This is a genomic window from Dyadobacter sp. Leaf189 (genome assembly GCF_001424405.1).
In the GTDB taxonomy this organism is placed as follows: domain Bacteria; phylum Bacteroidota; class Bacteroidia; order Cytophagales; family Spirosomataceae; genus Dyadobacter.
Genome location: NZ_LMPS01000001.1, coordinates 1,449,498 through 1,474,533 on the forward strand (window position 1 = coordinate 1,449,498; position 25,036 = coordinate 1,474,533).

27 protein-coding genes are annotated in these 25,036 nt (G+C 47.1%); 13 read left to right on the top strand and 14 right to left on the bottom strand.

All coding sequences use genetic code 11. The features are described from left to right. Positions 1-45: 45 nt before the first annotated feature. The 7 genes from ASG33_RS25500 to ASG33_RS06100 all read right to left on the bottom strand — a co-directional run bounded on the left by ASG33_RS25500 (position 46) and on the right by ASG33_RS06100 (position 4,320). A complete protein-coding gene (locus ASG33_RS25500; protein WP_082489089.1) occupies positions 46-204 on the bottom strand; it encodes a FeoB-associated Cys-rich membrane protein in 159 nt (52 codons plus the stop codon). A gap of 17 nt (positions 205-221) precedes the next feature. Continuing rightward, positions 222-752, bottom strand: a complete 531-nt coding sequence (locus ASG33_RS06075; protein ID WP_056281375.1) for a YfiT family bacillithiol transferase — start codon at positions 750-752, stop codon at positions 222-224. A gap of 140 nt (positions 753-892) precedes the next feature. Next, positions 893-1,687, bottom strand: coding sequence for an inositol monophosphatase family protein (locus ASG33_RS06080; RefSeq protein WP_056281378.1), 795 nt, complete (start codon positions 1,685-1,687; stop codon positions 893-895). Continuing rightward, positions 1,653-2,888, bottom strand: a complete 1,236-nt coding sequence (locus ASG33_RS06085) for a DUF4105 domain-containing protein (RefSeq protein WP_056283356.1) — start codon at positions 2,886-2,888, stop codon at positions 1,653-1,655. The genes ASG33_RS06080 and ASG33_RS06085 overlap by 35 nt, the downstream gene beginning before the upstream one ends. After that, positions 2,878-3,579, bottom strand: coding sequence for a 16S rRNA (cytidine(1402)-2'-O)-methyltransferase (gene rsmI / locus ASG33_RS06090; protein WP_056281380.1), 702 nt, complete (start codon positions 3,577-3,579; stop codon positions 2,878-2,880). Before rsmI ends, ASG33_RS06085 begins: the two co-directional genes overlap by 11 nt. 46 nt (positions 3,580-3,625) lie before the next feature. Then, on the bottom strand, positions 3,626-3,868 hold the full coding sequence (locus ASG33_RS06095; RefSeq protein ID WP_056281381.1) for a 4a-hydroxytetrahydrobiopterin dehydratase: 243 nt from the start codon (positions 3,866-3,868) through the stop codon (positions 3,626-3,628). Between the two features lie 23 nt (positions 3,869-3,891). Then, positions 3,892-4,320, bottom strand: coding sequence for a hypothetical protein (locus tag ASG33_RS06100; protein WP_056281382.1), 429 nt, complete (start codon positions 4,318-4,320; stop codon positions 3,892-3,894). Positions 4,321-4,435: 115 nt separating this feature from the next. On the opposite strand from ASG33_RS06100, the gene ASG33_RS06105 reads away from it, so the two are divergent. The 3 genes from ASG33_RS06105 to ASG33_RS06115 are packed head-to-tail and all read left to right on the top strand — an operon-like array spanning position 4,436 to position 6,340. Continuing rightward, on the top strand, positions 4,436-4,864 hold the full coding sequence (locus ASG33_RS06105; RefSeq protein WP_056281383.1) for an OsmC family protein: 429 nt from the start codon (positions 4,436-4,438) through the stop codon (positions 4,862-4,864). A 34-nt stretch (positions 4,865-4,898) separates the two neighbouring features. Continuing rightward, a complete protein-coding gene (locus ASG33_RS06110; RefSeq protein WP_056281384.1) occupies positions 4,899-5,720 on the top strand; it encodes a thymidylate synthase in 822 nt (273 codons plus the stop codon). An 11-nt stretch (positions 5,721-5,731) separates the two neighbouring features. Beyond that, positions 5,732-6,340: a trimeric intracellular cation channel family protein gene (locus ASG33_RS06115; protein WP_056281385.1), complete on the top strand. Its 609-nt coding sequence runs from the start codon at positions 5,732-5,734 to the stop codon at positions 6,338-6,340. A 2-nt stretch (positions 6,341-6,342) separates the two neighbouring features. Here the strand turns inward: ASG33_RS06115 and ASG33_RS06120 are convergent, their stop codons facing one another. After that, the gene (locus ASG33_RS06120) at positions 6,343-7,248 is read right to left on the bottom strand and encodes a DUF2911 domain-containing protein (protein WP_056281386.1); all 906 of its coding nucleotides are present in this window, start codon (positions 7,246-7,248) and stop codon (positions 6,343-6,345) included. 72 nt (positions 7,249-7,320) lie between these two features. On the opposite strand from ASG33_RS06120, the gene ASG33_RS06125 reads away from it, so the two are divergent. After that, positions 7,321-7,860: an NUDIX hydrolase gene (locus tag ASG33_RS06125; RefSeq protein ID WP_056281387.1), complete on the top strand. Its 540-nt coding sequence runs from the start codon at positions 7,321-7,323 to the stop codon at positions 7,858-7,860. On the opposite strand, the gene ASG33_RS06130 is transcribed toward ASG33_RS06125, so the two are convergent. From ASG33_RS06130 to ASG33_RS06155, 6 genes are all read right to left on the bottom strand, one after another. Further along, positions 7,847-9,511, bottom strand: a complete 1,665-nt coding sequence (locus ASG33_RS06130; RefSeq protein ID WP_056281390.1) for a S8 family peptidase — start codon at positions 9,509-9,511, stop codon at positions 7,847-7,849. The genes ASG33_RS06125 and ASG33_RS06130 overlap by 14 nt on opposite strands. Beyond that, the gene (locus tag ASG33_RS06135) at positions 9,508-10,185 is read right to left on the bottom strand and encodes a hypothetical protein (protein ID WP_056281391.1); all 678 of its coding nucleotides are present in this window, start codon (positions 10,183-10,185) and stop codon (positions 9,508-9,510) included. The genes ASG33_RS06130 and ASG33_RS06135 overlap by 4 nt, the downstream gene beginning before the upstream one ends. A gap of 13 nt (positions 10,186-10,198) precedes the next feature. After that, positions 10,199-11,791, bottom strand: coding sequence for an FMN-binding glutamate synthase family protein (locus ASG33_RS06140; protein ID WP_056281393.1), 1,593 nt, complete (start codon positions 11,789-11,791; stop codon positions 10,199-10,201). A gap of 14 nt (positions 11,792-11,805) precedes the next feature. Next, positions 11,806-13,047 (bottom strand): 3-phosphoshikimate 1-carboxyvinyltransferase, encoded by a 1,242-nt coding sequence (locus tag ASG33_RS06145; RefSeq protein ID WP_056281395.1) that lies wholly within the window; start codon positions 13,045-13,047, stop codon positions 11,806-11,808. 48 nt (positions 13,048-13,095) lie between these two features. Then, on the bottom strand, positions 13,096-13,710 hold the full coding sequence (locus tag ASG33_RS06150; protein ID WP_056281397.1) for a hypothetical protein: 615 nt from the start codon (positions 13,708-13,710) through the stop codon (positions 13,096-13,098). An 84-nt stretch (positions 13,711-13,794) separates the two neighbouring features. Further along, on the bottom strand, positions 13,795-14,421 hold the full coding sequence (locus ASG33_RS06155; RefSeq protein WP_056281399.1) for a DUF502 domain-containing protein: 627 nt from the start codon (positions 14,419-14,421) through the stop codon (positions 13,795-13,797). Between the two features lie 102 nt (positions 14,422-14,523). Between ASG33_RS06155 and ASG33_RS06160 the strand changes: the two genes are divergently transcribed. From ASG33_RS06160 to ASG33_RS06200, 9 genes are all read left to right on the top strand, one after another. Beyond that, complete coding sequence (locus tag ASG33_RS06160; RefSeq protein WP_056281401.1) at positions 14,524-15,603, top strand: Ldh family oxidoreductase; 1,080 nt, start codon at positions 14,524-14,526, stop codon at positions 15,601-15,603. Between the two features lie 54 nt (positions 15,604-15,657). Beyond that, positions 15,658-16,695 (top strand): endolytic transglycosylase MltG, encoded by a 1,038-nt coding sequence (gene mltG / locus ASG33_RS06165; RefSeq protein WP_056281403.1) that lies wholly within the window; start codon positions 15,658-15,660, stop codon positions 16,693-16,695. A gap of 1 nt (position 16,696) precedes the next feature. After that, positions 16,697-17,107, top strand: a complete 411-nt coding sequence (locus tag ASG33_RS06170; RefSeq protein ID WP_056281404.1) for a thioesterase family protein — start codon at positions 16,697-16,699, stop codon at positions 17,105-17,107. 8 nt (positions 17,108-17,115) lie between these two features. Further along, entirely contained in the window at positions 17,116-18,048 is a 933-nt protein-coding gene (locus tag ASG33_RS06175) for a YihY/virulence factor BrkB family protein (RefSeq protein ID WP_229238572.1), read from the top strand. A 121-nt stretch (positions 18,049-18,169) separates the two neighbouring features. Beyond that, the gene (locus tag ASG33_RS06180; protein WP_056281407.1) at positions 18,170-19,162 is read left to right on the top strand and encodes a glycosyltransferase; all 993 of its coding nucleotides are present in this window, start codon (positions 18,170-18,172) and stop codon (positions 19,160-19,162) included. Positions 19,163-19,192: 30 nt separating this feature from the next. Next, the gene (locus ASG33_RS06185) at positions 19,193-19,819 is read left to right on the top strand and encodes an L-threonylcarbamoyladenylate synthase (protein ID WP_056281409.1); all 627 of its coding nucleotides are present in this window, start codon (positions 19,193-19,195) and stop codon (positions 19,817-19,819) included. Between the two features lie 103 nt (positions 19,820-19,922). Beyond that, entirely contained in the window at positions 19,923-20,582 is a 660-nt protein-coding gene (locus tag ASG33_RS06190) for a WbqC family protein (protein WP_229238573.1), read from the top strand. A gap of 65 nt (positions 20,583-20,647) precedes the next feature. Next, complete coding sequence (locus tag ASG33_RS06195; RefSeq protein ID WP_056281413.1) at positions 20,648-23,185, top strand: ATP-dependent Clp protease ATP-binding subunit; 2,538 nt, start codon at positions 20,648-20,650, stop codon at positions 23,183-23,185. 160 nt (positions 23,186-23,345) lie between these two features. Then, positions 23,346-25,025, top strand: a complete 1,680-nt coding sequence (locus tag ASG33_RS06200) for an alpha/beta hydrolase-fold protein (protein ID WP_056283360.1) — start codon at positions 23,346-23,348, stop codon at positions 25,023-25,025. Positions 25,026-25,036 lie beyond the last annotated feature (11 nt).

Below are 25,036 nucleotides of genomic sequence, written 5' to 3' on the forward strand. Positions count from 1 at the left end.
AGGCCCTTGACGGGCCTTCTGTGTAACTTTAAGATATCTCAAATTTCACTTTAACTTAAATGCAGTCGCTTTATCTTCTGCACAGCCGCAGCCTTTGGCGCAGCCTCCTGCATTTCGTTTGTCAAACGATTTCCAGATCCGCCAACCGATATAGCCGGCTGCGGCGAGGAACAATAAGAGTATGATAACTTCTTGCGTTTGCATATACCTCAAACACTTACCTATTTCCAATTGTTCCTTAAAGCCAGCTGAAATGCATGCTGATAATGGTGCTCACTGTGCCAGGCGTAATTTGCAATCACTTCGTCCAGACGGAAGGTCCGGTTGGTTGCAGGATGTACATAAGTGCGTGCAAGATCTTTTTCGTCCATTGAATTGAGCAGTAAAACCCAGCGCAAATGCACGTAGCGAAGTAGCTGAATGGATAAATCTATCTGCGCCATTTTGGCGTCAGGTAACTCAGCCCAGAGTTGTTCTTCGTAAGGCTTTATCACGGGATTATCCTCGGTCATTGCCAGTCTGCAACGTGTATATGCATTGATGTGGCTGTCTGCAACGTGATGTACGAGCTGCCGCACTGTCCAGCCGCCAGGCCGGTAAGGTGTATTAAGCCTGTCATCTTCCCAGCTGCCCAGCAGGTTGATGAACTTCGAAGGCAATGCGCTGATAATTTGGATATTTGATTTTACCTCAGCCAGAGAGTAGCTCTCCTGAGCTTGAAACAGACCGATTGGGTAACGGAGGTTGTCCATTTTAATTTTGAATGATTTAATGACTGAATGAATGAGAGAATAAGTAAGTGAGTGAAGCTTTGTAGCCCTGAGCGCACCGGGCCGCCGGGCGTCGAAGGGGAATGCTTTGTCACCCTGAGCGCAGTCGAAGGGCCTCCCCTTTAAAAATTCTCCCGGATGACCTCTACCAGTTGCTGGTGGGCTGGGCCGGCTGTGGCTATGATGTCGCCTCCGAAGAGGTAATTGTCTGTGCCCTGAAAGTCTGTGACTTTGCCGCCTGCTTCTTTGATCATGAGTACGCCGGCTGCCATATCCCAGGAATTGAGGTTGTATTCGTAGAAACCGTCAAAGCGGCCTGCGGCTACGTAGGCTAGGTCAACAGCGGCTGCTCCCATTCTGCGGATCCCGTGTGTTCTTTGCATCAGCAGTTCCAGGATGTGCATATACCTTTTCTGCTTTTCAAATTTGTAGTATGGAAATCCGGTGGCAATAAGGCTATCCTGTAATGAAGGAACGGTCGAAACTTTGATCGGCTTATCATTGCACCACGCTCCGCCGCCCTGCCAGGCGTAAAACATTTCATTCAGATTTGGCTCGTGTATCACACCCAAAAGCAGCTCTTTGCCGCGAGCCAGACCTACACTTACACAGTAAACTGGGATTCCGTGGATGAAATTGGTCGTGCCGTCGAGCGGATCGATGATCCAGTTCAGCGCAGTTGGATCGGGTTCAATGCCCGTTGTACCTTCTTCTGTAATGTAGCTGGCTTCGGGCAAAAGGTTGCTTAATCCTGCCACCAGCAGCTTTTCGGCCTCCTTGTCGACGTAGGAAACAAGGTTATTCAGGTCTTTATATTCAATTTTGTCTCTTGAAAACAGCGCGGCTTCCTGTTGAATAAAGGAAGAAGCCTGTCTTACAATCTCAATTGTTTTTCGTGTCAGTAATTCCAGATCCATATTCCTTTTCCCCGGTGGGGATTTTTGAAAGTGAGTTGTTAATGTAGTACACCCGTACAATCAGCATGAGCAGGATCGGGACAACTACAAAATTGTGCTTGGTAGCATTACCTGTTGCGCAAAGTAAGAGAAATCCATAAAAAATCAAGAAAAACTGAAACCATGCGGGCTTCTTCTTCTCCGACAAAAAGAAAATAACAGGCAGCCAGAATGGGAATGCCCACAAAATATCGTAGTTCCAGGAAGTTACCCCATGGTTGGTCCCAAACCACAGCAGCAGCAAAATCCATCCTGCCAGTCCCACCACTGCGAACAGCACCTTATCCAGTGTGAAGTTGATCTTCTCCTTTTTAATCTGCCAGTAAGTGAATGCAAGTACCAGAATGCCAAGTGTCCAGAAAACAACTGTTGGTGTCAGCGAGCCTGGTCCTGGTTCGGGTTCGGCTGTGAAAAGAACCTGCGTTGTAGCCACCAGGGGCGCAGTGCCTGTGGCTGTCTTTACCTTTGCGTCGGCAAATGCCTTCGCCATATTGTCGGGCAAAAAAGTTGCCTGATCAGCAGTTGCAATTTCGTCGGAAGGGTTACCAATCGCGAGGTCCATTCCAAAATCCGCCCAGGGTTTTTGTTTGTAAGCGTATTTGTCGATCCACTGCCTGAAGCTCAGTTTTTCCTTGGTATAACCGTTGTAAATCAGGCTATCGCCGCAAGCTGCTTTCAATGCGCCGGACATGCGCGTGGAACAGTTATCATAAAAGAATTTGTATTGATACTGCCGGTTTTCCGGCAAATAATTGGTTTCCAGAAACTGAAAGAGCCGCTGTTTCTGGGTTAATGTCAGATTGAGTATCTGCTCGGAAATCGAGCGGTTTTCATACTTCCAATGCTCGGCTTGTAACCCAAGCGGCGAAACGGAGAGCGAATAGGGCAGGGTACCTCTCAAAAACTTAATGTAAAAATTCCCTTCTCCAAAGCTGAAAGTGCCATAATTATAAGCGCGGTCAATGCCGGTTACCGGGTCGTAAATCCAGAGAACGCTATGCCCGAACCCAGAGTAGAGTTCCTGGCCGGGGCCTACTGTAACCAGGCTTGCTTTGGACTGTGGGCTTAATGCAGGAAGCTGCGCGAATGCATTCGTTTGAAACAAAAGAATAGCCAGAACAAGCTCAATTTGGCGGAAAGTACCGCGGATCTTAATCCTCATATTTATCAGATTTCTTTTTTTCTTCGGGTTTACCAGCCAAAACAATCACGATCTCGCCCTTGATGGTCTTGGGTGAAAAATAATCAATTACTTCCTGCAAAGTACCTTTTACATTTTCTTCATAAATCTTCGTCAGCTCCCGCGATACACATACCTGCCGCTCTGCGCCAAAAAACTCGGCAAACTGTTGCAAAGCTTTGACCAGCCGGTGCGGTGATTCATAAAAAATCATCGTACGCTCCTCGTCAGTAAGGTTTTGCAGGCGCGTTTGTCTTCCTTTTTTGTGTGGCAAAAAGCCTTCGAAAGTAAAGCGGTCGCATGGAAGTCCCGAGTTGACGAGTGCAGGCACGAAGGCGGTCGGGCCAGGGAGACATTCAACGTCAACGCCCTGCCGAATGCATTCACGCACCAGCAAAAATCCGGGATCGGAAATAGCGGGCGTTCCTGCGTCTGAGACGAGCGCCATGGTTTCGCCTTTGAGAATGCGTTCCACAATGCGAGTCACCGTTTGATGCTCGTTGTGGATGTGGTAGCTGTGCAACGGTTTGGAAATCCCGAGATGCTTCAACAGTGAGCCCGATGTGCGGGTATCTTCCGCAAGTACAGCATCGACGCTTTTCAGCACATTTATAGCCCGAAGCGTAATATCTTCAAGGTTTCCGATCGGAGTTGGAACAATGTAAAGTTTCATCTAAATGCAGCGCGCCTATCTTTTCAGGAAAGGGTTGCCAATGGGTTTATTTTCCTTTTTCAAAGATTTCATCAATAGCAGCAGCCAGCTTTCTGTCTTTATCGGTGACAACATCGCCTTCGCTGTGGGTATTTAGTTCGAAGTCTACCTTATTATAGGTGTTGGTCCAAAACGGATGATGGTCCATTTCGTTCACCACTTCTGATACTTCGGTCATAAAACCGAAAGCTTCTTTAAAATCCTTGAACTTGAAGCTTTTTTTTAGCTTGTTATCTTCTTCCTTCCACATAAGCCGGTTTCGTTTTGTTGATGCTAAATTTTGGTAACACGGTATTCGACAAATTTATCAGGCCCATTCCCGCGAACGCAGGTGATCGTTTCGATCAGGTACAATTGCTTTCCTTTGAAGTTTCCTGTGCCTTTCATGGAAATCCGCCCGCAGCCGTCTTCGCCTGTTCCTCTGTCGTAAGTAAAATCCGTTCCATTCATTTCCAGCTGTTTGGTGTGGTTAAATGGCGTAACTTCTTCTAGGTCCAGCTTTCGTTCAGCTACCCAGCTTGCCTTCATGGTAACTGCCAGAGAGTCTTTTCTTGACTTATTGAAAAACTTGTACCCCTGGTAGGTTCCTGCCAGCTCGGTGTCGGCGGGCTGTTCCCGGGCAGGTTCTGCTTTCTCCTCGCTTTTTTTGCAGGAAAGCATCAAAAACACTGAAAGAAGCAGCGCCAAGCAGGTTTTTAACATTTGAAGCCAGGGTTAACATTTTATCAAAACGAATATACGAGGATTATCGTTGTTTTAATGATCAGGGAAATGCCCTATCGCATTTGTAAGTATATTTGCAGCTATTCGAAACATTATGAAAATTGAACTAGTGCGCGTTGATGATGCCTTCCACTTCGAAGGCTCCGGATCATCAGAAGTTAAAGTACATACCGACGGCTCTCCTGAAATTGGAGGTAGTAACCTGGGTGTGAGACCAATGGAATTGTTGTTAATGGGGCTTGCGAGCTGCAGCGCGATCGACGTGGTGCTGATCCTCAAAAAGCAGCGCCAGGAAATCACCGATTTTCGTATCGTGGCCGACGGCGACCGCGAGCAGGAGGAAAATACTGAGCGCAAACCTTTCCGTAAAATACATCTGACCTTCAAGTTTGCCGGAAATCAGCTGGACGAGAAGAAGATCAACAAGGCGATCGGGCTATCCATGGAAAAATATTGCTCAGCGACTGCCCAGCTGGAAGCGCTCGCTACCATTACTTATGACGTTGAGATTGCGACTGTCTGAAAAGCCATTTTGTAGATATTAATTCAATTTTAAAATGCAACAATATCAGGACCTGCTACGCCACATTCTGGCAAACGGAGTTCGGAAAACCGACCGCACTGGAACAGGAACGATCAGCGTTTTTGGATATCAGATGCGTTTTAACCTGAAAGACGGATTTCCGCTTGTCACTACCAAAAAGGTACATACCAAGTCCATTATCTATGAACTGCTGTGGTTTTTGAAGGGAGATACCAACATCAAGTACCTCAAAGATCACGGTGTGTCCATCTGGGATGAATGGGCGGATGAGAATGGCGATCTGGGCCCGGTTTACGGGAAACAATGGAGAAGCTGGGAAGGCGCAAACGGGAAGTCGGTTGACCAGTTGCAGGAAGTTTTGAAACAACTGAAAAACACACCTGACTCGCGCCGAATTATGGTGTCGGCCTGGAACCCTGCCGAATTGTCCCAGATGAAATTGCAGCCCTGTCATGCATTATTCCAGTTTTACGTAGCCCCACCCGATGAAGAGGCTGGTGAAACCAGGGGTAAGCTGTCCTGCCAGCTTTATCAGCGCAGTGCGGATGTTTTTCTGGGGGTACCATTTAATATCGCCAGCTATGCGTTGTTAACCATGATGATCGCGCAGGAATGCGAGCTTGATCTGGGTGATTTCGTGTGGACCGGCGGAGATACCCACATTTATCTCAACCACCTCGAACAGGTCGAATTGCAGCTCAGCCGCGAGCCGCGTTCGCTGCCGACCATGGTGATCAATCCTGACGTGAAAAGCGTGCTTGACTTCGAATTTAAAGATTTTGAGTTGCGTGACTATAATCCATGGCCTGGAATTAAGGCACCGGTGGCCGTTTAGCGCATTCTGAAATGAGCATTCAGTACATTTTAGAGATCATCGGAACGTTCGCGTTTGCCATTTCAGGTGCATTGGCAGTGAAGGATTTGAAGCATCCCGACTGGTTTGCTGCCACATTCACTGCTTTTATTTCTTCGATCGGCGGAGGAACGCTGCGGGATATTTTGCTTGGCAGCTACCCGCTGGTCTGGATCAGCGATATCACCATCATTTATGCAATCCTGGCTGGCGTAATCGTCGCATTCATTTTCTTTGACTTCCTGCTTCGGCTTCGTAAAACCTTGTTTCTCTTCGATACTTTCGGGATTGCATTGTTCACCATTGTGGGAACGGAAAAGGCCCTGCATTTAGGTGTGAGGCCGGAAATCGCCGTAATCATGGGCGTTTTTTCGGCGACAATGGGTGGGGTGATCCGCGATATGATGACGAATGAGATCCCGATCGTTTACCGGAAGGAGGTATATGCAACTGCATGCCTGGCCGGGGCATGCAGTTATCTTATTTTTGACAGCTTGGGGATGGAGCGCAATACCGCATTCATTTCGGCTTCGCTGGTGATCATTCTGATCCGAATCCTGGCCGTGCGCTATGAATGGAGCATACCCCGTTTTTTTAGATAGCCTTACTTCTTTTTCTTCTTGCCTTTAACATTCGTCGCAACAGCTTTCGGAGTTACTTTCGGTTGTATCTCGGCGATTGTTTTTTCTATCTGTCCTTTGAAAAAACTTGTAAAAGCCTGGTCGGATGCATTCCCCAGTGTCAGTGCTTTTTGCGCAACGGGCAGTGCTTCGTTGTATTTGCCCAGCTTGTTCAGGATCGAAGCTTTGAGCCACATATTGTAGTAAGATTCTTTCAGGCCAATAGCCTTGTCAGCCCAGGACAGTGCGATAGGGAGATCTTTTCCTTTGGATAACAAATATCCCGCAGCGCTTTCCAGTGCAGCAGTATCTTCCGGCTTCTCGGCGATGATTTTATTCAGCGAGTTCATCGTCAGCGACTCGGTACGTACTGCAACCGGCACCGGAATTGTAACAGAAGACCACGACAGGATCAGATACCCGGTACTGTCTGAAACCGGCTCAATGTCGATCTTGAAAGCTTCCGTAAACTCGCCCGAGGTAGGTACCACGCGCGTCCGCGCCACATCTTCTGATTCTGTATAAGCCTCTGTTCCCTGGTTGTAGTTTTTATTTAAGATGACAGTCCAGGCTGTACCTGAAGGTATAGAAAGCAATGCATATTTTCCGGCAGGTACCTTTCTGTCACCAAATGTGAATTCAGTACTTACTTCAATGGTAGTCGGAGAATTGGCTCCGGTTCGCCAGAGTTGGTTGTAAGGCGCCAGCGCAGAGCTATCGGCAAAAACCTTGCGTTTGCGCAGCATGGGCCGCGAATATTTAACTGTAAAATCAGTTACACCGATCGTCTGCATTACCTGCGCGCCCTGACTTGGTGCAGGTGTGCGCTGGGCAATTGCGTAGGTGGAAAGCAATATGGTGAGTGAAACAATGAGTAGTTGCTTCTTCATAGAGTAAGGCAGTTTTGGGCGGGATATGTTAAACTTGTGGTGAAAATAGAATTAAAAAATCAGATAGCCTAGATGAAACGCGACAGTTTGCTTGCATTGCTCAGATCGTATCAGCCATTGAATGAGGAGGAAAATAAAATGTATCTCGACACCATCGAATTTGTCGAAAACAATAAAGATTGCTTTGAAAGGACACTATTAGCGGGGCATGTTACGGCGTCGGGCTGGGTACTGTCGGCAGACAGGAGTGCCATTTTGCTGATGCACCATTACAAGCTCGGTCAATGGTTTCAACCCGGCGGGCATTGCGACGGTGATCCTGACGTGGAAGCAGTTTCACGAAAGGAAGTCTGGGAAGAAACGGGGATCAGCGATCTGTCTTTAGCCAAAGAAGGTATTTACGACGTAGATGTACATCTGATACCGGCCCATAAAGATTTGCCAGCCCATTTGCATTATGATGTACGGTTCGCGTTTGTCGCGCCTCAAAATGCCAAGATTGTTGTCAACAGCGAGTCGCGCGATGTACAATGGATCCCTGTTGCAGAAGTAGCTGCATTCAACAGCTCCGAGTCGATTATGCGGATGGTGCGGAAAACTAGTTCTTTATAAACTTGACAACCTGTTTTTGATTATCGGCTTCCACACTTAGCACGTACAAGCCGGTAGGAAGCTGGTCAGTCCGGACCATGTGTGTTGTAGTAAGTCGCTCCCGGTTGTCATATTTCGCAGTTCCATTCATATTAAATATCCGGACTCTCGCAATTTTGCCTGCCAGTGTGGCGGGGATTGTCAGCGTGAGATCAGCCGCGACAGGATTTGGCATAAGCAAAATATTGCGCAGCGAAGAATTTTCTAAACCCAACGGTCCGAATTCTGTTGCAATAATTTCCTCCGCTTTTGCTGCATCGGGCACACCGAAGCCGAGCATGTTATTCGGGTTTGCTGCATTGTGCGCTGATTTCTTCAATGCATAAATCAGTTGCTGCGCCGTGATATTGGGATGTGCCTGCCAGAGAATGGTAGCAAGTCCCGCGATGAGTGGAGACGAAAAAGAGGTACCATTTGAAGAGGAAGCATTACCCGACACATTCCCGACAATTGCACCTACACCCACCGCCGCTACATCCGGCTTTTGTACGCCGGCTGCATTAGGCCCAATGGAACTGAGTGAAGCGTAGCTGCGATCGTACATTGTCGCTCCTACTGTGAGTACCGAATCCACATCCGCGGGGGCGGTAATGTATCTCCACGCATTATTTCCTTCATTACCCGCTGAGGTTACCACGAGCATTCCCGTGCGTGTTGCAATACGCGCCGCGCGGCTGATGATGGTCGTTTTACCGTCCATATCTGCATAGGTGTAATTGTAATCGTCGTTATCAAAAGCACCATCAAATGAATAGTAACCTAGCGAAGTATTGATCACATCCACTCCCAGGCTGTCGGCTCGTTCGGCAGCCAGCAGCCAGGTAATTTCCTCGTAAGGCGACTCGCCCTGATTGTGCTCTGTTTGATAAAGTGCGTACGAAGCTTTGAATGCGCCGCCTACCATTGTACCCGGCTGGTAAGCAGCCATCGTGGAAAGTACATTTAATCCGTGAGAGCCGTCGTTGAAAACGTTTCCGTCACGGGCAACAAAATCCTGGCTGTCAACAATGCGGTTTTCTGAACGCAGCTGTTCGAGAAAGGGAACCAGGTTTCCATTGCTGAATCCATTGTCCATGACTGCGATCAGCATACCCTCCCCGTGAAAACCTTTTGCATGAATTCCGGGAACGCCCATGAGCGCGAGCTGCGCATTCATATTGCCGTAATTGATATCCTCTGCTTTTTCAAACTTTTCACGCGTGCCCGCGGTACGTTCAATGCCCGGTGATTTTGACCCGATGTTCGCGACGGGCAGGTTCAGTTCAATTCCTTTGTAAAAAGCGAGCTTTTTAATGGCATCGAGCTGCGTGGCAGATGCTTCTACCAGCGCGCCGTTAAACCAGCGGGAAGGATAAATGACTTTTCCGCCAGTCGCTTTTACAGCCGCAATGTAGGTCGGGTTGACTGGCAGATCGGTGGTAGTTACAGGTATACCTTGCCTTTTACGGCGCGCAATCGCACGTTCAGAAAGATAGTTGCCGGGTTCTGCAATGGAAAAGGGGGAGCCTGCTTTGTCTTTAAAAAGGACGAGGTACCTCGGCGCACTTTGTGCAGATGCAAGGTTTGAGGTAAGCAGAAAGTAGAGTAGTGTGATGGATAGAGTTCTGATCATTGTTTTCCCGTTTTGCTGATTGTAAAAACTTCTTTCAAACCTGATTCGATTATTCCTTTACCAATGCATTCTGTATCGTAACAATAGCGAAGATAAAGCCGCTCGCTGTATATCAGACCAACGTTTGCAGCATATATTTCAATATACTTTTTCCGCGACAAAAGTGTGGAATCGTCCTGATATACAATGCATACTGTATTCGGATAAAACTGTGTGCCCGCTTGAAAGGGCTGGTTAACCCTGGTAGCCTTGGCGACACTTTCTTTTACATTGTTATAAGCATTGAAATTCCATTGCGAATGCTCAGTCAGGGGAAAATGCATTTTTAAAATGATATTTCCATTCTCCTGCTCAAAAGCTTTGTTGGCGGTGAGCCAGGCGGCGTGTACAGAATCAGTTTGCCACTGATTGGTAGCGGCTTTGCTGGCGTAAGTAAGGGGGTATGCCGGCTGGCTGTCGGGCTGTTGAAACATACTTCCCACTGTTCTTCGAACCTTGAATGGAGTGGTCGTTTTCTGATCCGGAAGGTACCGTGTTTTTTCAACTAAAAATTCGGAGTAGCTGCCGGAATGCAGCGGGAAGAAATCCTGTAATGCAGTGCTTTCCCGCGGGGCGGGATTGTTACAGGAAGCAAAAAGAAGCAGGAAATAGAGTGTGGTAGTGTGTTTTTGCATGGGTGTGTATCAGCTAGGCTACTTTTTCGTCCGGGATCTTTCGCCCGCCCAGGTGCGGACATTCCAGCAAGGCTTTGAAGCCGGGATAAGGGACGATCGTTTTAAGATAACCGTAATTGTCTGCCAGCGTGATAGTTCTGTTGTGATCTCCCATTGAAACATCAACATCATTCATTCCAAACTGGCAGGGATGTTCATAGCCGGCTGCGTGCGTAATTTCGATTATTTCCTTGGCGAGCGTCTTCATATAGTTGTTGAAACGCGCGCTTTTAAGTGTTGGATCGATGCCGGATTCGAGCCACTTATTGTTGGTGGTAATGCCCGTAGGACAGCGGTTAGTGTGACAAATCTGCGCCTGAATGCAGCCGATTGACATCATCGCTTCTCTGGCCACGTTGATAACGTCGGCTCCCATTGAAAATGCCATCACAGCCTGCGCAGGTAGACCCAGCTTACCGGAGGCAATAAACGTCAGCTTGTCAGTAAGGTTTCTTTGCTGAAAAATCTTGTAAACAGTCGTGAATGCATATACCAGCGGAAGGGCCACGTGGTCGGCGAAAGAAGGCGGTGCGGCTCCGGTACCTCCTTCTCCTCCGTCAATGGCGATAAAGTCAGGTCCTTTTCCGGTTTCTACCATCAGATCAGCCAGCTCTTCCCACATTTCCACCTTCCCTACTGCCGATTTGATACCCACCGGTAATCCGGTCTTTTCGGCCATTTGCTCAATAAAGTCGATCATTCCTCTCACATCTTCAAAGGCGCTGTGGTAAGGTGGCGACACAACATCAACGCCCATTGGAACGCCCCTTATCTCAGCAATTTCAGCAGAAATTTTGCTGGCTGGCAGTACGCCGCCTTTTCCCGGCTTGGCGCCTTGTGAGAGTTTAAGCTCAATCATTCTGACACAAGGGTTATCCTGCGTCATTTTGATCAGCTTTTCCATTACAAAATTGCCTTCATGGTCGCGGACGCCGAAGTAAGAGGTACCCATATTGAATACCACATCTGCGCCAAATTTGTGGTAAGGGGAAAGCCCGCCTTCTCCTGTATTATGGAAATTGCCAAAAGCGTAAGAGCCTTTATTAAGTGCTTCCACTGCGCGTGAGGAGAGCGAGCCAAAGCTCATCGCGCTCACATTAATAACTGAACGCGGCCTGTAAGGTCTTTTTCTGCCGTGATAAGCACCGATTACTTTGGCAGAGGGAATGGTATAATGGTGCGGATCGTTTCCGTTTTTGACGTGGTGGTTGTGAGTAGAATCAAGCCTCTTTGGCAGCAAAGCGGGTTTTACGAGTACGTAGCCCGGCTCGTGCATATCCTGGTCTGTCCCGAAACCCTGGTAGTTGTTTTCTTTTTTGGAAGAAGCATAAATCCAGGACCGCTGGCGCCGGTTGAAAGGCAATTCTTCGCGGTTATTGGCCACGATATACTGCCGCAGTTCCGGACCGATGGTTTCGAGCATATACCGGAAATGCCCGACAAGCGGAAAGTTGTGCTGGATCGTATGCTTTCGCTGGATAATGTCCCTTAATGCGATCACAACAGGTACCAGCAAAATGTAAACCCAAACAGGTACCTGCGCTAAAAAGGCGAGCAATTGATCCATAAATAGCCTGTTAACTAAATTTCGGTCTCTTCCCAGTTAGTGACTTTGCTGAGATCTTTCCAATACCCGGGATATGATTTCACCACTACCCCCGGCTCCTCGATGCGGATAGGGGATACCATTCCTGCAGGAGCAAATGCCATCGCCATTCTGTGGTCGTCGTAAGTGTGAATGGAAGGGATTTCGGTTGGGGCAAAACCGGTGATGGAGGTCACTTCGTATAGATGGTCTTTTTCTATCTCTTTCAATTCCGCGCCGATCTTTTTCAATTCCTGCTGCAATGCAAATACGCGGTCGGTCTCCTTGATTTTAAGACTTTCCACACCTGTCATCGATAAGCGGATATTTTTGACAGCGCAGCAAACGGCAACGGTCTGGGCGAGGTCGGGACAATCGGTAAAGTCCCAGCCAATGGAAGCGGCGGCAGGAATTTTGGTGAGTAAAACGCCACGTTCAGTAAAAAGGCTCTCTACGCCCAGGTGGCGCATGATATCAACAATGGCGCTGTCACCCTGCAATGAATTCTTTTTAAGTCCCAGCAACTCTACTTCTGCATGCTCGGCCAAGGCCACAATGCTGTACCAATAGCTCGCTCCCGACCAGTCGGATTCGATCGCGTAAGGTTTGGGCTGGTACTTCAATGGCGGTATTGTAATGGTATTAGTCTGCCAGTCGGCTTTGTAATCGATCCCGAAATAAGCCATTTGGTTCAGCGTCATTTCAATATATGGCCTTGAACCCACTTCGCCTTCGAGTTGAATGGTAAGCCCACTCGGCAGCTCAGGCGCGATCATCAGCAATGCGGAGATATACTGGCTGCTCACGTCACCCCGCATCGTCAGATGGTGGTTTCCGGAGCAAGCGAATCCGTTCAGTTTTAATGGCGGGTATCCTTCCTGGTTTTCGTATGTAATGTCGGCACCCAGCTTTCTCAATGCATCTACCAAAATCCCGATCGGTCTTTCGCACATACGCGCCGTGCCGGTCATGGTTTTGGCCTGATTGGTTACCGCATAATACGCAGTAAGAAAACGCATGGTGGTACCTGCATCGATCACATCTGCGACAGCATCTTTGGAAGCAAGCAAACGCATCATGGTTTGCGAATCCCTGGCTTCGGATACATTGGAGAGCTCGCATTGAAAACCTGTCAATGCATTGATGATCAGGGCGCGGTTGCACTCGCTTTTTGAAGCGACCAGTTGGATTTCTGCTTGAACAGGTTTTTGCGGGGGGCTAACAAGAATAGATTTCACTTTAAAAAATCAGATTTCAATTAAATGCGGCAATGCTGCTCACATTGTTCAATATGTTTCCAGTACCTTCAGCTTGTTGCGGTTGTTGATTTTCAGTGATGAAAATGTAAGCCGGTAACAAACATATCCTGCGACCATCATGGAGCCGCCTATTATGAAGGATGAAGCGTCAGTTGTAAAGCGTTTGTTATCCATGCCTTTATTGAAGAAGTCGGCACCGATAAAAATAAGTCCGGCGAGCGGCAGTAATGGGGCAGCCTGAGATATGAATGGAATGTTCCTTGAAACCTTCATCAGCCGGACATCCTTTAATAAAATTTCCTGATAGTCGACGCGGTTCACTGCCTCATTTAATATTCCAATGGTAAATGAGCTATCGGAAACACTCGAAATGGTCTCATTGAATTTGATAGTTTCATTCCGCATTCTGAACTTGATATTGTCACCGGGAAAGAAGCGGTACCGGTGAAAACCACCAATGGCAGGGGAAGCGTCGAGGACGAGGTATTTTTGTCCCGGGCTGGCGATCGCCCTGCTTGGGTTTCCCTGTTTTAAAAACAATTCCTCACTTGTAGGCGCTTTCCGGGGATCATAATGGTCCTGTGACCACGCCGTCAGATTCCCGAAAACAAACAAAAAAACGATAAGCAGCAGCTTTCTCATAGCACAAAAAGAATGTTTCAAATATAGGGAATCATTCTCTTAAACGGGCAGAAGTGTTGCAATGTTGCCTATTTAAACTGCGGCTTAATCCTCTTCCTCAGGCGTTTCCTCCTTGGAAACTTTCACCGAAACTCCCCCGGAAACGATCATTTTCATGATATCCGTAGACGAGGATTCAACGGGTACAATCTGGTCGACGGGCACGATGAAGAGTTCTCCCGACAATGAATAGGAAAAGGGCATGTAAACGGCGACGTGATCCGTTATTTTAAGGTGTGTAAGGTCATTTTGAGTAATAAAGCCAATTTTTTTGATCCCGGTATCTTTGTAAATGGTTACCAGGACAGGCTGGTTGAACTTCTTTTTGTCTCCTACAAAGGCCAGGATCAGATCTTTAATAGAGTAGTAGATCAGGCTTACCAATGGAATGCGCCGCATTATTCCTTCCGTGAATTTGAAGAACGATTGCGGAATGATCGTGGAGAAAAGGAAGCCAAGTAAAATGATCCCGAGGATGATGATCAGCACACCCAGACCAGGCAGGTACACCGATTGCTGGTTGGAAATCGGGATATCTATTGGAATGATGTTGTCCAGAAATTCAACTCCTGTCCATATAATAAGTCCGGTAGCGTAGAGCGGCGCAACAAGCACGAGCCCGCGAATGAAGTAGCTGATAATCCTTTTCAGGATAGAATTCTTGATTTCCATTTTTGGACGAAGCCAAACGAATTATTGATATTTGCACGCCGGCAGTAAAATCAGACTGACAACTACGGTAAAAATAAACAGAAGTTCACTCATTTGACGTATATGTATCAGGCCAGTTATTTGAAACATTTTACCGAGGAAGTATTCCTGGCCATCGGCTGTCCGCCGGCGGATGCGAAACTTGCCTCAGAAGTACTGGTAAGTGCAGACCTGCGGGGAGTTGATTCCCACGGCATTGCCCGGCTCGCCGGTTATGTGCGCCTGTATGATCACGGCCGTTTGAATCCTGTCCCTGAGATAAAGGTTGTGTATGAAACGCCAAGTACGGCAGTTGTGGACGGAGATCGCGGGCTTGGGCTGGTGGTAGCGCCAAAGGCAATGGAAATTGCAATGGAAAAGGCAGAGAAAGTTGGCTCCGGCTGGGTTTCTGTGCGTAACTCAAACCACTTCGGGATTGCGGGGTACCATGCTATGCTGGCGTTGCAGAAAGATATGATCGGCTGGACAATGACCAATGCGGCACCGCTGGTTACGCCTACTTTTTCACTGGATAAGTTGCTCGGCACAAACCCGATCGCAGTGGCGGTACCTGCACAGGAAGAACCTGCATTCGTGGCAGACTTCGCATCAACTGCTGTGGCTTATGGCAAGTTCGAGATTTTACAACGCAAAAACCTGCCGGCCCCGCTCGGTTGGGCGCAGGATGCAGAAGGGAATGCAACCACAGATTCCAATGCAGTAAAAAGCGGTGGCGGATTGCTGCCCCTGGGTTCAGACAGGGAGCATGGAAGTCACAAAGGGTACGGTCTAGGAGCGATCGTTGATATTTTTTCAGGGGTACTTTCGGGTGCTAACTTCGGGCCCTGGGTGCCACCGTTTGCTACTGCGGGATTTATGTCGGCCGGGGCAGGTGTTGGTCTGGGTACCGGGCACTTCTTAGGCGCCATGCGGGTGGACGGGTTTCGTCCTGCCGACGATTTTAAGACAGATATGGATAAATGGATCCGGGCATTCAGAGGCGCGAGGGCCGTGGAAGGGCAGAAAGTGCTGATACCCGGCGATCCTGAGCGCGAAATGGAGGCAGACAGGAGCATAAATGGAATCTCCTTGCTGGAACCGGTCGTTTTGTCGCTGGATGAACTTGCCAAGAGGTTCGGCATCCCATTTGAGGTTAATTTATAAAAATAAAAAAGAGCAGCCGAAAGCCGACTGGCAAATGCTGACAGCCTGATAACTATGTCTCGTAATTTCAAAGTAGGATTGTTCGTCACGGTCGCCATTCTGGCCACGACCTTTTCATTTTATTTCTGGCAGATATTCAAGACGCCCAATCTGCAGGTCGACAAGCAAGCAAGCTTTGCATTGCTGATCCCGGAAGGCGCCTCTTATAAGTCTGTGCTGGATACGCTGAACAAGCACGATGTGATCAATGATCATATTTCCTTCCGTTTTCTGGCCAAGCTTTTGAAATACCCTGAAAAGGTGAAAGCCGGCCGCTATGTAATCAAGCCCGGAAGCAACAACTATGAGGTTGTCAAGAAGTTGGTTTCAGGTAATCAGGATGCGGTTAAGCTCACCTTTAACAACATTCGTCTGAAAGAAGATCTGATCAAAAGGATCGGCAGTCGCTTTGAGTTTGGGGAGGCTAATTTCAGAAAAGCATTGAATGACCCCGCAGTTTGCAACAAGTACGGGCTCGATACGCTTACGATCGTTTCCATGTTCCTGCCTAATACTTATGAGATCTACTGGACTACCGGGACGGAGAAATTCCTCGATCGCATGCATAGCGAATACAAGAAATACTGGACTGACGAACGCATTGCCAAAGCAAAAGAGATCGGGTTGACGCCGGAACAGGTGTCGATCCTGGCTTCCATTGTAGAAGAAGAGCAGGCCAGAAAAGTGGACGAGCGCCCGCGCGTGGCAGGGCTTTACCTGAACCGTTTGAAAGCGCAAATGCCATTGCAGGCAGATCCTACTATCAAGTTTGCATTGCAGGATTTTGGTATCAAAAGGATTTTGAACGGACAGCTGCTCATTAAGTCTCCGTATAATACTTACATCAACACCGGACTTCCTCCCGGGCCGATCCGCGTTGCCGATCTCAAATCACTGGATGCGGTACTGAATTACGACAAGCACGATTACATTTATATGTGTGCCAAAGCAGATTTGTCGGGTTATCATGCATTTGCAACCAATTATGCCGATCATCTCAAAAATGCCCGGCTGTATCAGGCAGAATTGAACAGACTTCAAATCCTCAAATAGCATGTTTGTTCACGAAGTGAAAGGGATCAGGGTCAGGTATGCTGATACTGATCAGATGGGGTATGTTTACTACGGAAATTACGCCCGTTACTACGAGATAGGAAGGGTAGAAGCACTCCGCAGCCTTGATTTTCATTATAAAGCAATGGAGGATGAAGGGGTAATGATGCCCGTTTATGACTGTCACTCACGCTATCTTAAACCTGCCCGTTACGACGATCTGCTCAGTATAAAAGTGACAATCCAGGAAATGCCCGGCGTGCGCGTCCGGTTTTTGTATGAAATAAGAAACCAGCTTGACGTTTTGCTGAATACCGGAGATACTACGCTGGTATTTCAGAGAATGGACAATGGGAAGTTGTGCACAGTTCCTGAAAAACTGAAAGCCAAGCTGCAATCGTACTTCGAATAAATGATACCATGGGAAATATGCTTGAAAAACTGCTGCAAAACCGCCAGATCAAGCGATTTGTTAAATGGTCACAACATGCTACGCCTGTAAGAGGAAGAGTAACCCTTTATGACATTGCTCTTAATCTGGTTAAAAGCAATCGCAAATACGACATTGACCAGCGCGCCTCGGCTGTGGCTTTCAGCCTGACACTCGCGCTGTTTCCAGCGATTATCTTCCTTTTTACCCTGATCCCTTACATTCCGATTGAAAACCTGGATCAGCAGATTATGGATTTGCTGCGGGAGAATATTCCAAGCGGGATTTACGAAGATGCCGACCAGACCATTATGGACATCATCAGCCGGCCGAGGGGAGGAGTACTTTCATTCGGTTTTATCTTCGCGGTAATTGCCTCTACCAATGGAATGATGTCGCTGATGCGCTCATTTGATATGGTTTATGAAGACGACGAGATCAGGACCTTTCTGCAGATCCGCGGTATTGCCATCGCGCTCACCTTTCTCCTGCTGCTGGTATTGTTTGTTTCCGTGATCCTGCTGATTGTAGGTGATGCGGTGATGAACCTGCTTGGGGAGTGGAACATTGTGAGGGACAATTTCCTGTTGGTTTCCCTGAACATTACGCGGTATCTCGTCAGTTTGGCATCTTTAATGCTTACGATCTCCATTATTTACCGTTTCGCTCCGTCACACGGCAGGCAGGTCGCATTCCTGAACGCAGGCGCAATCGTCGCCTCGGTACTTATTCTGGTAGCTACTTACGGTTTCTCATTTTACCTGTCCCGTTTTAGTTCTTACAACAAATTGTACGGTTCCATTGGTACGATGATCGCGCTGATGATCTGGCTGTATTTACTTGCATTCGTTATTATCCTCGGTTTCGAGATCAATGCGAGCATATTGGCTGCGCGCTCTTCCAAGGCGAACCTTAAAGACTGATCTGCCGGAAAATAACTACTTCGGCTGCCTCTGCTTATTGTTCCTACTTTTGTACCGGAAGGCGCGCATTCAACATCAACAAAAGCGCCGTCGTGAGCTAAGCCGCACTTGTGAGGGTAAGATGAAACAATCAGAACAGCCATTGGTTACGGTAATCCTGACCGTATTTAATCAGGATCAATATCTGGGGGAAACCCTCAATTCGGTCTTTTATCAGACATATCCCCTCATTCAGCTTATTGTTGTAGACAATGCAAGCACGGATAAATCCCTGCGGATTGTAGAGCAATTCCGGCAGCGGGCACCTGCATTCCAGGTAATTACCAACACTTACAATGCGGGATTGTGCCGAGCATTTAATCAGGGGCTTGAACTTGCACAGGGCAAATATGTGATCGATCTGTCGGGAGACGATATTCTTGTTCCCGAGCGGATTGAAAGGCAGGTTGCCTGTTTTGAAAGCCTGTCTGAGGAATATGCAGTCGTATTTTCAAATGCACAGTACATTGATCAGGCGGGGCGGAAATTAAACGATCACTATCCTGTGAACCAGCAGGGAAAAACGCTGACCCAGGTACCTTCCGGAGATGTTTACAAAAAGATCCTGGAACGGTATTTCATTTGCACGCCTACCATGATGATGCGGAAAGAAGCATTGACCCAGCTTGGCGGATATGACGAGAGCCTGTTATTTGAAGATTTTGACTTTTGGGTAAGATCGGCTGTGAAGTTTAAATACCATTATCAGGACGAAATCCTGACCAAAAAGCGGGTAGTACCTGCGTCTCTTTCGACGAAGGTTTACCAGAAGAACAGTGGCATGCTCGCGTCTTACTATACAGTCTGCAATAAAGCCTACGATTTGAACCGCGACCAGCAGGAATTTGACATTCTTGCCCGGCGGATCCGCACTTTTATCCGCAAATGTCTTTATGCGCAGGAGTACGAGCTCGCATTGCGTTTCCGGCGCTTATTGAACTATATAGAAAACCCGGGTTGGCAAACTGAGCTGATTGTACTGCTCTGCCGACTTCACCTCCCACTCAATTTCGCATATCGTTTTTACATCAAAAACTTAAAAAAAGCATTCAGGCAGGAAGGATTTAGCTTTTAACGTTGTTAGTTAAAAAAGCCCAGAAGTTTTATGCCTGCTGAATTCATTAAAATATATCCTCAAAATCCAGACGAAAGGCGGATCCGCCAGGTTGTTGATTGTCTCAAAAACGGTGGTCTGGTGATTTATCCTACCGACACGGTTTACGGTCTTGGCTGCGATATTTACAATACCAGAGCGGTTGAGCGGATCGCACGGATCAAGGGGATCAAGCCTCAGAAGAATGACTTTTCGTTCATTTGCTACGATCTGAGCCACATTGCAGATTACGCCCGCGTCGGCAATACTGCTTTTAAAATCATGAAACGGGTACTTCCCGGACCTTACACCTTCATTCTTGATGCGACCAGCAATGTTCCCAAGCTTCTGAACACCAATAAAAAAACGGTTGGAATCAGGGTGCCAGACAACCTTATTCCCCGTTTGATCGTAAAGGAGTTAGGAAACCCTATTGTTACAACGTCCATTAAAGACGATGACGAGATCATCGAGTATTCTACTGATCCCGAGCTTATTTTCGAAAAGTTTCAGCATCAGGTGGATATGGTTGTCGACGGAGGTTATGGCGGAAATGTTCCGTCCACGATTGTGAAGGCTGACTCGGACGACTTTGAGATTGTTCGGGAAGGTTTGGGCGATGTCAGTATTTTTTCCTGAGTGGAAATTGTAAAGATCTAAGGCAGTATTGAACATTGCTGACTGCGCAAAATAATTATTATAAATTTTTTGATAATATCGACAGCCTTTAGCATATTTGGTAGTGTCAGAATTGGAAGTAAATAGTGCTCAGAATCGGGCGGTTAAGTTAGAATTGCAGTACCTGCCTTGCCTGGAATACTTTACCTGCATCCTGCAACACGAACAGGTTTTGATTGATATTGAGGAGAGATACGTGAAGCAGACTTTCAGGAACCGGTGTAGTGTACTTACTACCAATAAGATTGACGTGTTGACGGTCCCTGTCAAAGGTTACGAAGCAGCCAGCCCCACAAAAGACATTTTGATTGATTACAACCAGGAATGGATCAGGCGCCACCTGGGTTGTTTGAAAGCCGCATACGGAAAGTCGCCGTTCTACGAGTTTTATGCATCTGAACTAATCGATACTTACGGTAAAAAACCAAAATTCCTGGTCGATTTGAACTATGAATTATTGACAATTTGTCTTAGATTGGTTGGAATCAAAAAAGAAATAAGGTACATTTTGTCAGGTGAGCGGGAGGATGATAATGGTGTTTTTAATGCTATCTCGCTGATTAACAACAAAAAAACGCAGAACGCATTTAACTACTATTCGCCAGTAGCTTACTATCAGACTTTCGGGAATGGTTTTGTTGGTAATTTGAGCATAATCGATTTAATTTTTAATATGGGGCCGGAAGCAAAAAGTGTTTTGTTAAGATCCTGTGAATCCCGATAAAGCTATTTGAACAAACGGGGATCAAGTAGCGTTAATGATTTTAAAACACTTTTTATTGCTACACAATGGAAGCAAAATTTTCGAATAGAGTGAAGGAAGTAATTTCAATGAGCCGGGAAGAAGCCCTCCGACTTGGCCATGATTACATTGGAGCCGAACACTTGTTACTTGGAATGATTCGTGAGGGAGATGGTGTGGCGATTGGTTTGCTTAAAAAACTCGGCGTTTCGTTGGATGATGTTCGTCAGACGATCGAACAGGCGACCAAGGGTGCCGCAACCAATAATGTCAAGAATCTACAGAATATACCTTTAACCAGGCAGTCTGAGAAGGTGCTTAAAATTACCTACCTGGAAGCCAAGATATTCAAAAGTACCCTGATAGGAACGGAGCATTTGCTGCTCTCTATACTCAGGGACGAGGATAATGTTGGTACTCAGATCTTGCATAAATTTAATGTTAACTACGAAGTCATTAAGGAAATGTTAGAATATCAATCATCTGGATCCAGACCTCATATGGGGCCGGAGACCGAGGACGGAGACGACGAGGCAAGAGGCGGTATGTTTGGAGGCGGTGGATCTTCATCCGGAAAAGAATCAAAAGGTGCAGAGAAATCCCGCACCCCGGTGCTCGATAACTTTGGACGTGATCTTACTAAAATGGCGGAGGTAGGCAAGCTTGATCCTATTGTAGGCCGTGAAAAGGAAATCGAAAGGGTAGCTCAGATTCTGAGCCGTCGCAAGAAGAACAACCCGATCCTGATCGGTGAGCCTGGTGTCGGTAAAACTGCTATTGCAGAAGGACTTGCATTGCGTATCGTTCAAAAGAAAGTATCACGTGTACTTTTCGGAAAACGCGTTGTTACACTTGATCTTGCTTCCCTGGTGGCTGGTACCAAATACCGTGGCCAGTTTGAAGAAAGAATGAAAGCGGTGATGAACGAGCTGGAAAAATCTCCGGATGTAATCCTGTTCATTGATGAGCTGCATACAATTGTGGGCGCAGGTGGCGCTTCCGGTTCGCTGGATGCTTCCAACATGTTCAAGCCTGCATTGTCACGCGGTGAAATCCAATGTATTGGTGCAACAACGCTTGACGAATATCGTCAGTACATCGAGAAAGATGGTGCATTAGCCCGTCGTTTCCAGATGGTCATGGTGGATGCAACTTCTATCGAGGAGACCATTCAGATACTTGAAAATATTAAAGACAAATACGAGGATCACCACCACGTAAATTATACGCCGGAGTCTATCAGCACTGCTGTGAAGCTTTCGGAAAGATACATTACCGACCGTTTTCTACCTGATAAAGCAATTGACGTTTTGGATGAAGTAGGAGCGAGGGTGCATATCAGCAACATTACAGTACCTGAGGATATCCTGCTGCTTGAAGAGCAGATTGAGAACATCAAGCAGGAGAAAAACCGGGTTGTTAAAAGCCAGAAATACGAAGAAGCTGCACAGTTGAGAGATCGTGAGAAGAAATTGATCGACCAGCTTGACCGTGCTAAACTGGCCTGGGAAGAAGAAACCAAGCAGAAACGCTACACCGTTACCGAGCAGAATGTTGCCGAGGTAGTTGCGATGATGACGGGTATCCCGGTAACCAACGTGTCAATGGATGAAGGCAAGAAATTGCTGAATATGGCCGACGAGCTGAAAGGCAAAGTAATTGGTCAGGATCCTCCGATCGAGAAACTGGTGAAAGCAATTCAGCGTACCAGAGTCGGTTTGAAAGATCCTAAGAAACCAATCGGTTCATTTATATTCCTTGGACCAACCGGGGTAGGTAAAACCGAGCTTGCCAAAGTGCTTTCGACTTACCTGTTTGATAAAGACGATTCACTGGTACGTATTGATATGAGCGAGTACATGGAGAAATTCAGCGTATCTCGTTTGGTCGGAGCGCCTCCGGGATATGTGGGTTATGAAGAAGGTGGTCAGCTGACAGAGAAGATCAGAAGAAAACCTTATAGCGTAGTTCTTTTGGATGAGATCGAAAAAGCGCACCCGGACGTGTTTAACATCCTGCTGCAAGTGCTTGACGACGGTATTCTGACAGACGGATTGGGCAGAAGGGTTGATTTCAGAAATACGATCATCATCATGACTTCAAACATCGGAGCGCGTGATTTGAAAGATTTCGGAACCGGAATTGGATTCTCTACAAAAGCGAAGTCTGAAAACCAGGATGAAATTATGAAAGGCACGATTCAAAGTGCGCTGCGTAAAGCATTCTCGCCTGAATTCCTGAACCGCTTGGATGACGTGATCGTGTTCAATTCGCTGCAACGTGAAGACCTGCACAGAATCATCGACATTTCTCTCGGCAAATTGTTCAGCCGCGTGAAAGGTTTAGGTTACGAGATCGAGCTTACGATTCCTGCAAAAGACTTCCTTTCAGAAAAAGGTTACGATCCGCAGTACGGAGCTCGTCCATTGAACCGGGCGATTCAGAAATACCTTGAAGATCCCGTAGCTGAGGAGATCTTGAAAGGCGATCTGCGCGAAGGAGATGTTCTGGTTGCCAATCACGAAGAAAATAGCGAGCAACTCGTTATCACTGTTCGCAAGAAAGAGGAAGAACTGGCTAACTAGGAAGCCGGGTTAATATAAAATCAATGTTAGAGAGGCAGGTCGAAAGATCTGCCTCTTTTTGTTTGCAAATATTAACAGGGCGGATCAAAGCATTTGTCTATATTCAGCGTTCGCATTATGATTTGGGTTATATTTAACCACTGAAAATTTAAATATGCAGATGAAGTTACATTCTATTCACATTGCATTCCTGGCTGCTTTTTGTCTGCTGATTTCGGGGAGTAATGTAGTCGCTCAGAAATATTCAAGTGGTCCCCAGGTACTTACTTTCTCCTCCGATGCAGACGATACAGATCAGCCTTACGGATTGTATCTCCCCCCTAATTACGATTCAACTAAAAAATACCCGCTTGTAGTAATGCTCCATGGCGCAGGCTCTAATCACAAGCTGGCATTGCGACGTGTATTTGGCAAAAGCAATGCGGAGGGCGAGACAGACGTTGAAGCCTCACGCTCCTTTCCCAAATGGGACGATGTGGATTTCATTGTTGCGTCGTCTTATGCCCGTGGTACTGCGGGTTACCAGGGCGTACCTGAGCAGGATGTATACGATATGCTCGATGACGTAAAGCGGCGTTTTAATGTGGATGAAAACAGAATCTACCTGACCGGCTTGTCAATGGGAGGTGGCGGTACCTTGTGGATCGGACTTACCCGACCTGATATTTGGGCCGCAATCGCACCTGTTTGTCCAGCGCCTCCTGAGGGGACATTTGATCTGGCGCCTAATGCATTGAATTTTCCAATCCACTTCTTTCATGGAGATGCAGATCCCGTTGTGCCGGTTGATGGTACAAGAAAATGGGTCAGCCACTTGCAGGAAATGGGTGTGGAGGTGAGCTATAAGGAATTTGTGGATGTGAAGCATGACAGCTGGGTGAGCGCCTATGATAATGAATTTATTTTCGAATGGTTTGGCCACGCGGAGCGAAATCCGTTTCCTGATCGGGTGCGGTTTGTCAGCAAACTGTATAAGTATAACAAATCGTTCTGGGTAACATTTGACAAGATCACTTATGGTGCATTGGCGGAGATTGATGCTAATCTGGGCAAACCGAATGCATTGCAAATCACAACCAAGAACCTTGAAGGTTTTACGCTTAATCTCAAAAATCACCCTAAGTTCAAGCCCGGTACTGTCACTATGGATGTGGATGGTGTAAAGCTGTCGGCAAAAACAGACAGCACGATCTCATTCTCAAAAAAAGGCACTGTCTGGACTTTGATACCAAACGCGGTAAGTACGGCGGCTGGGAAGAGAAAAGGTGCGGAAGGCCCTATTTTCGATGCATTCTCGACCCGGCATATCTATGTTTATGGAACAGCTGACAACCCGTCACCGGAAGAGCTCGCAAAAAGACTGGAGATCGCCAATGCAGCAGCTAACTGGTCGCAATACCGGGGCCCGTTCCTCGGAAGGATTATGTTTTTCCCACGCGTTTTGTCTGACAAAGAAGTGCGCCCAAGTGACCTCGAAAGCAGCAATTTAATTTTGTTCGGAACGAAGGAAACAAATTCATATATAAGCAAGTACGCCGACAGGCTGCCTGTGCATTTGAAAGCCACAGATAAAACCCACGGGCTTTTCTATGTTTTTCCGGTGGATCAGCATTATGTTGCAGTTAATTCGGGATTGCCCTGGTGGCTTGGAACAGAAGATCAGGGTTATCCCTTTGTACCAGTAATGCATAGGAAGCTTTCCGAGTATAAGGATCTCATATTTTTCAAAGACAGCGCCAAGAATATGATCGTAGAAGGTTATTTCAGCCCTGAATGGAAGTTAACAGAAGATATGAGCTCCAAACTGTCTGCTTCCGGAGCAGTGAACATTACAAAGTAGAACAATTACCA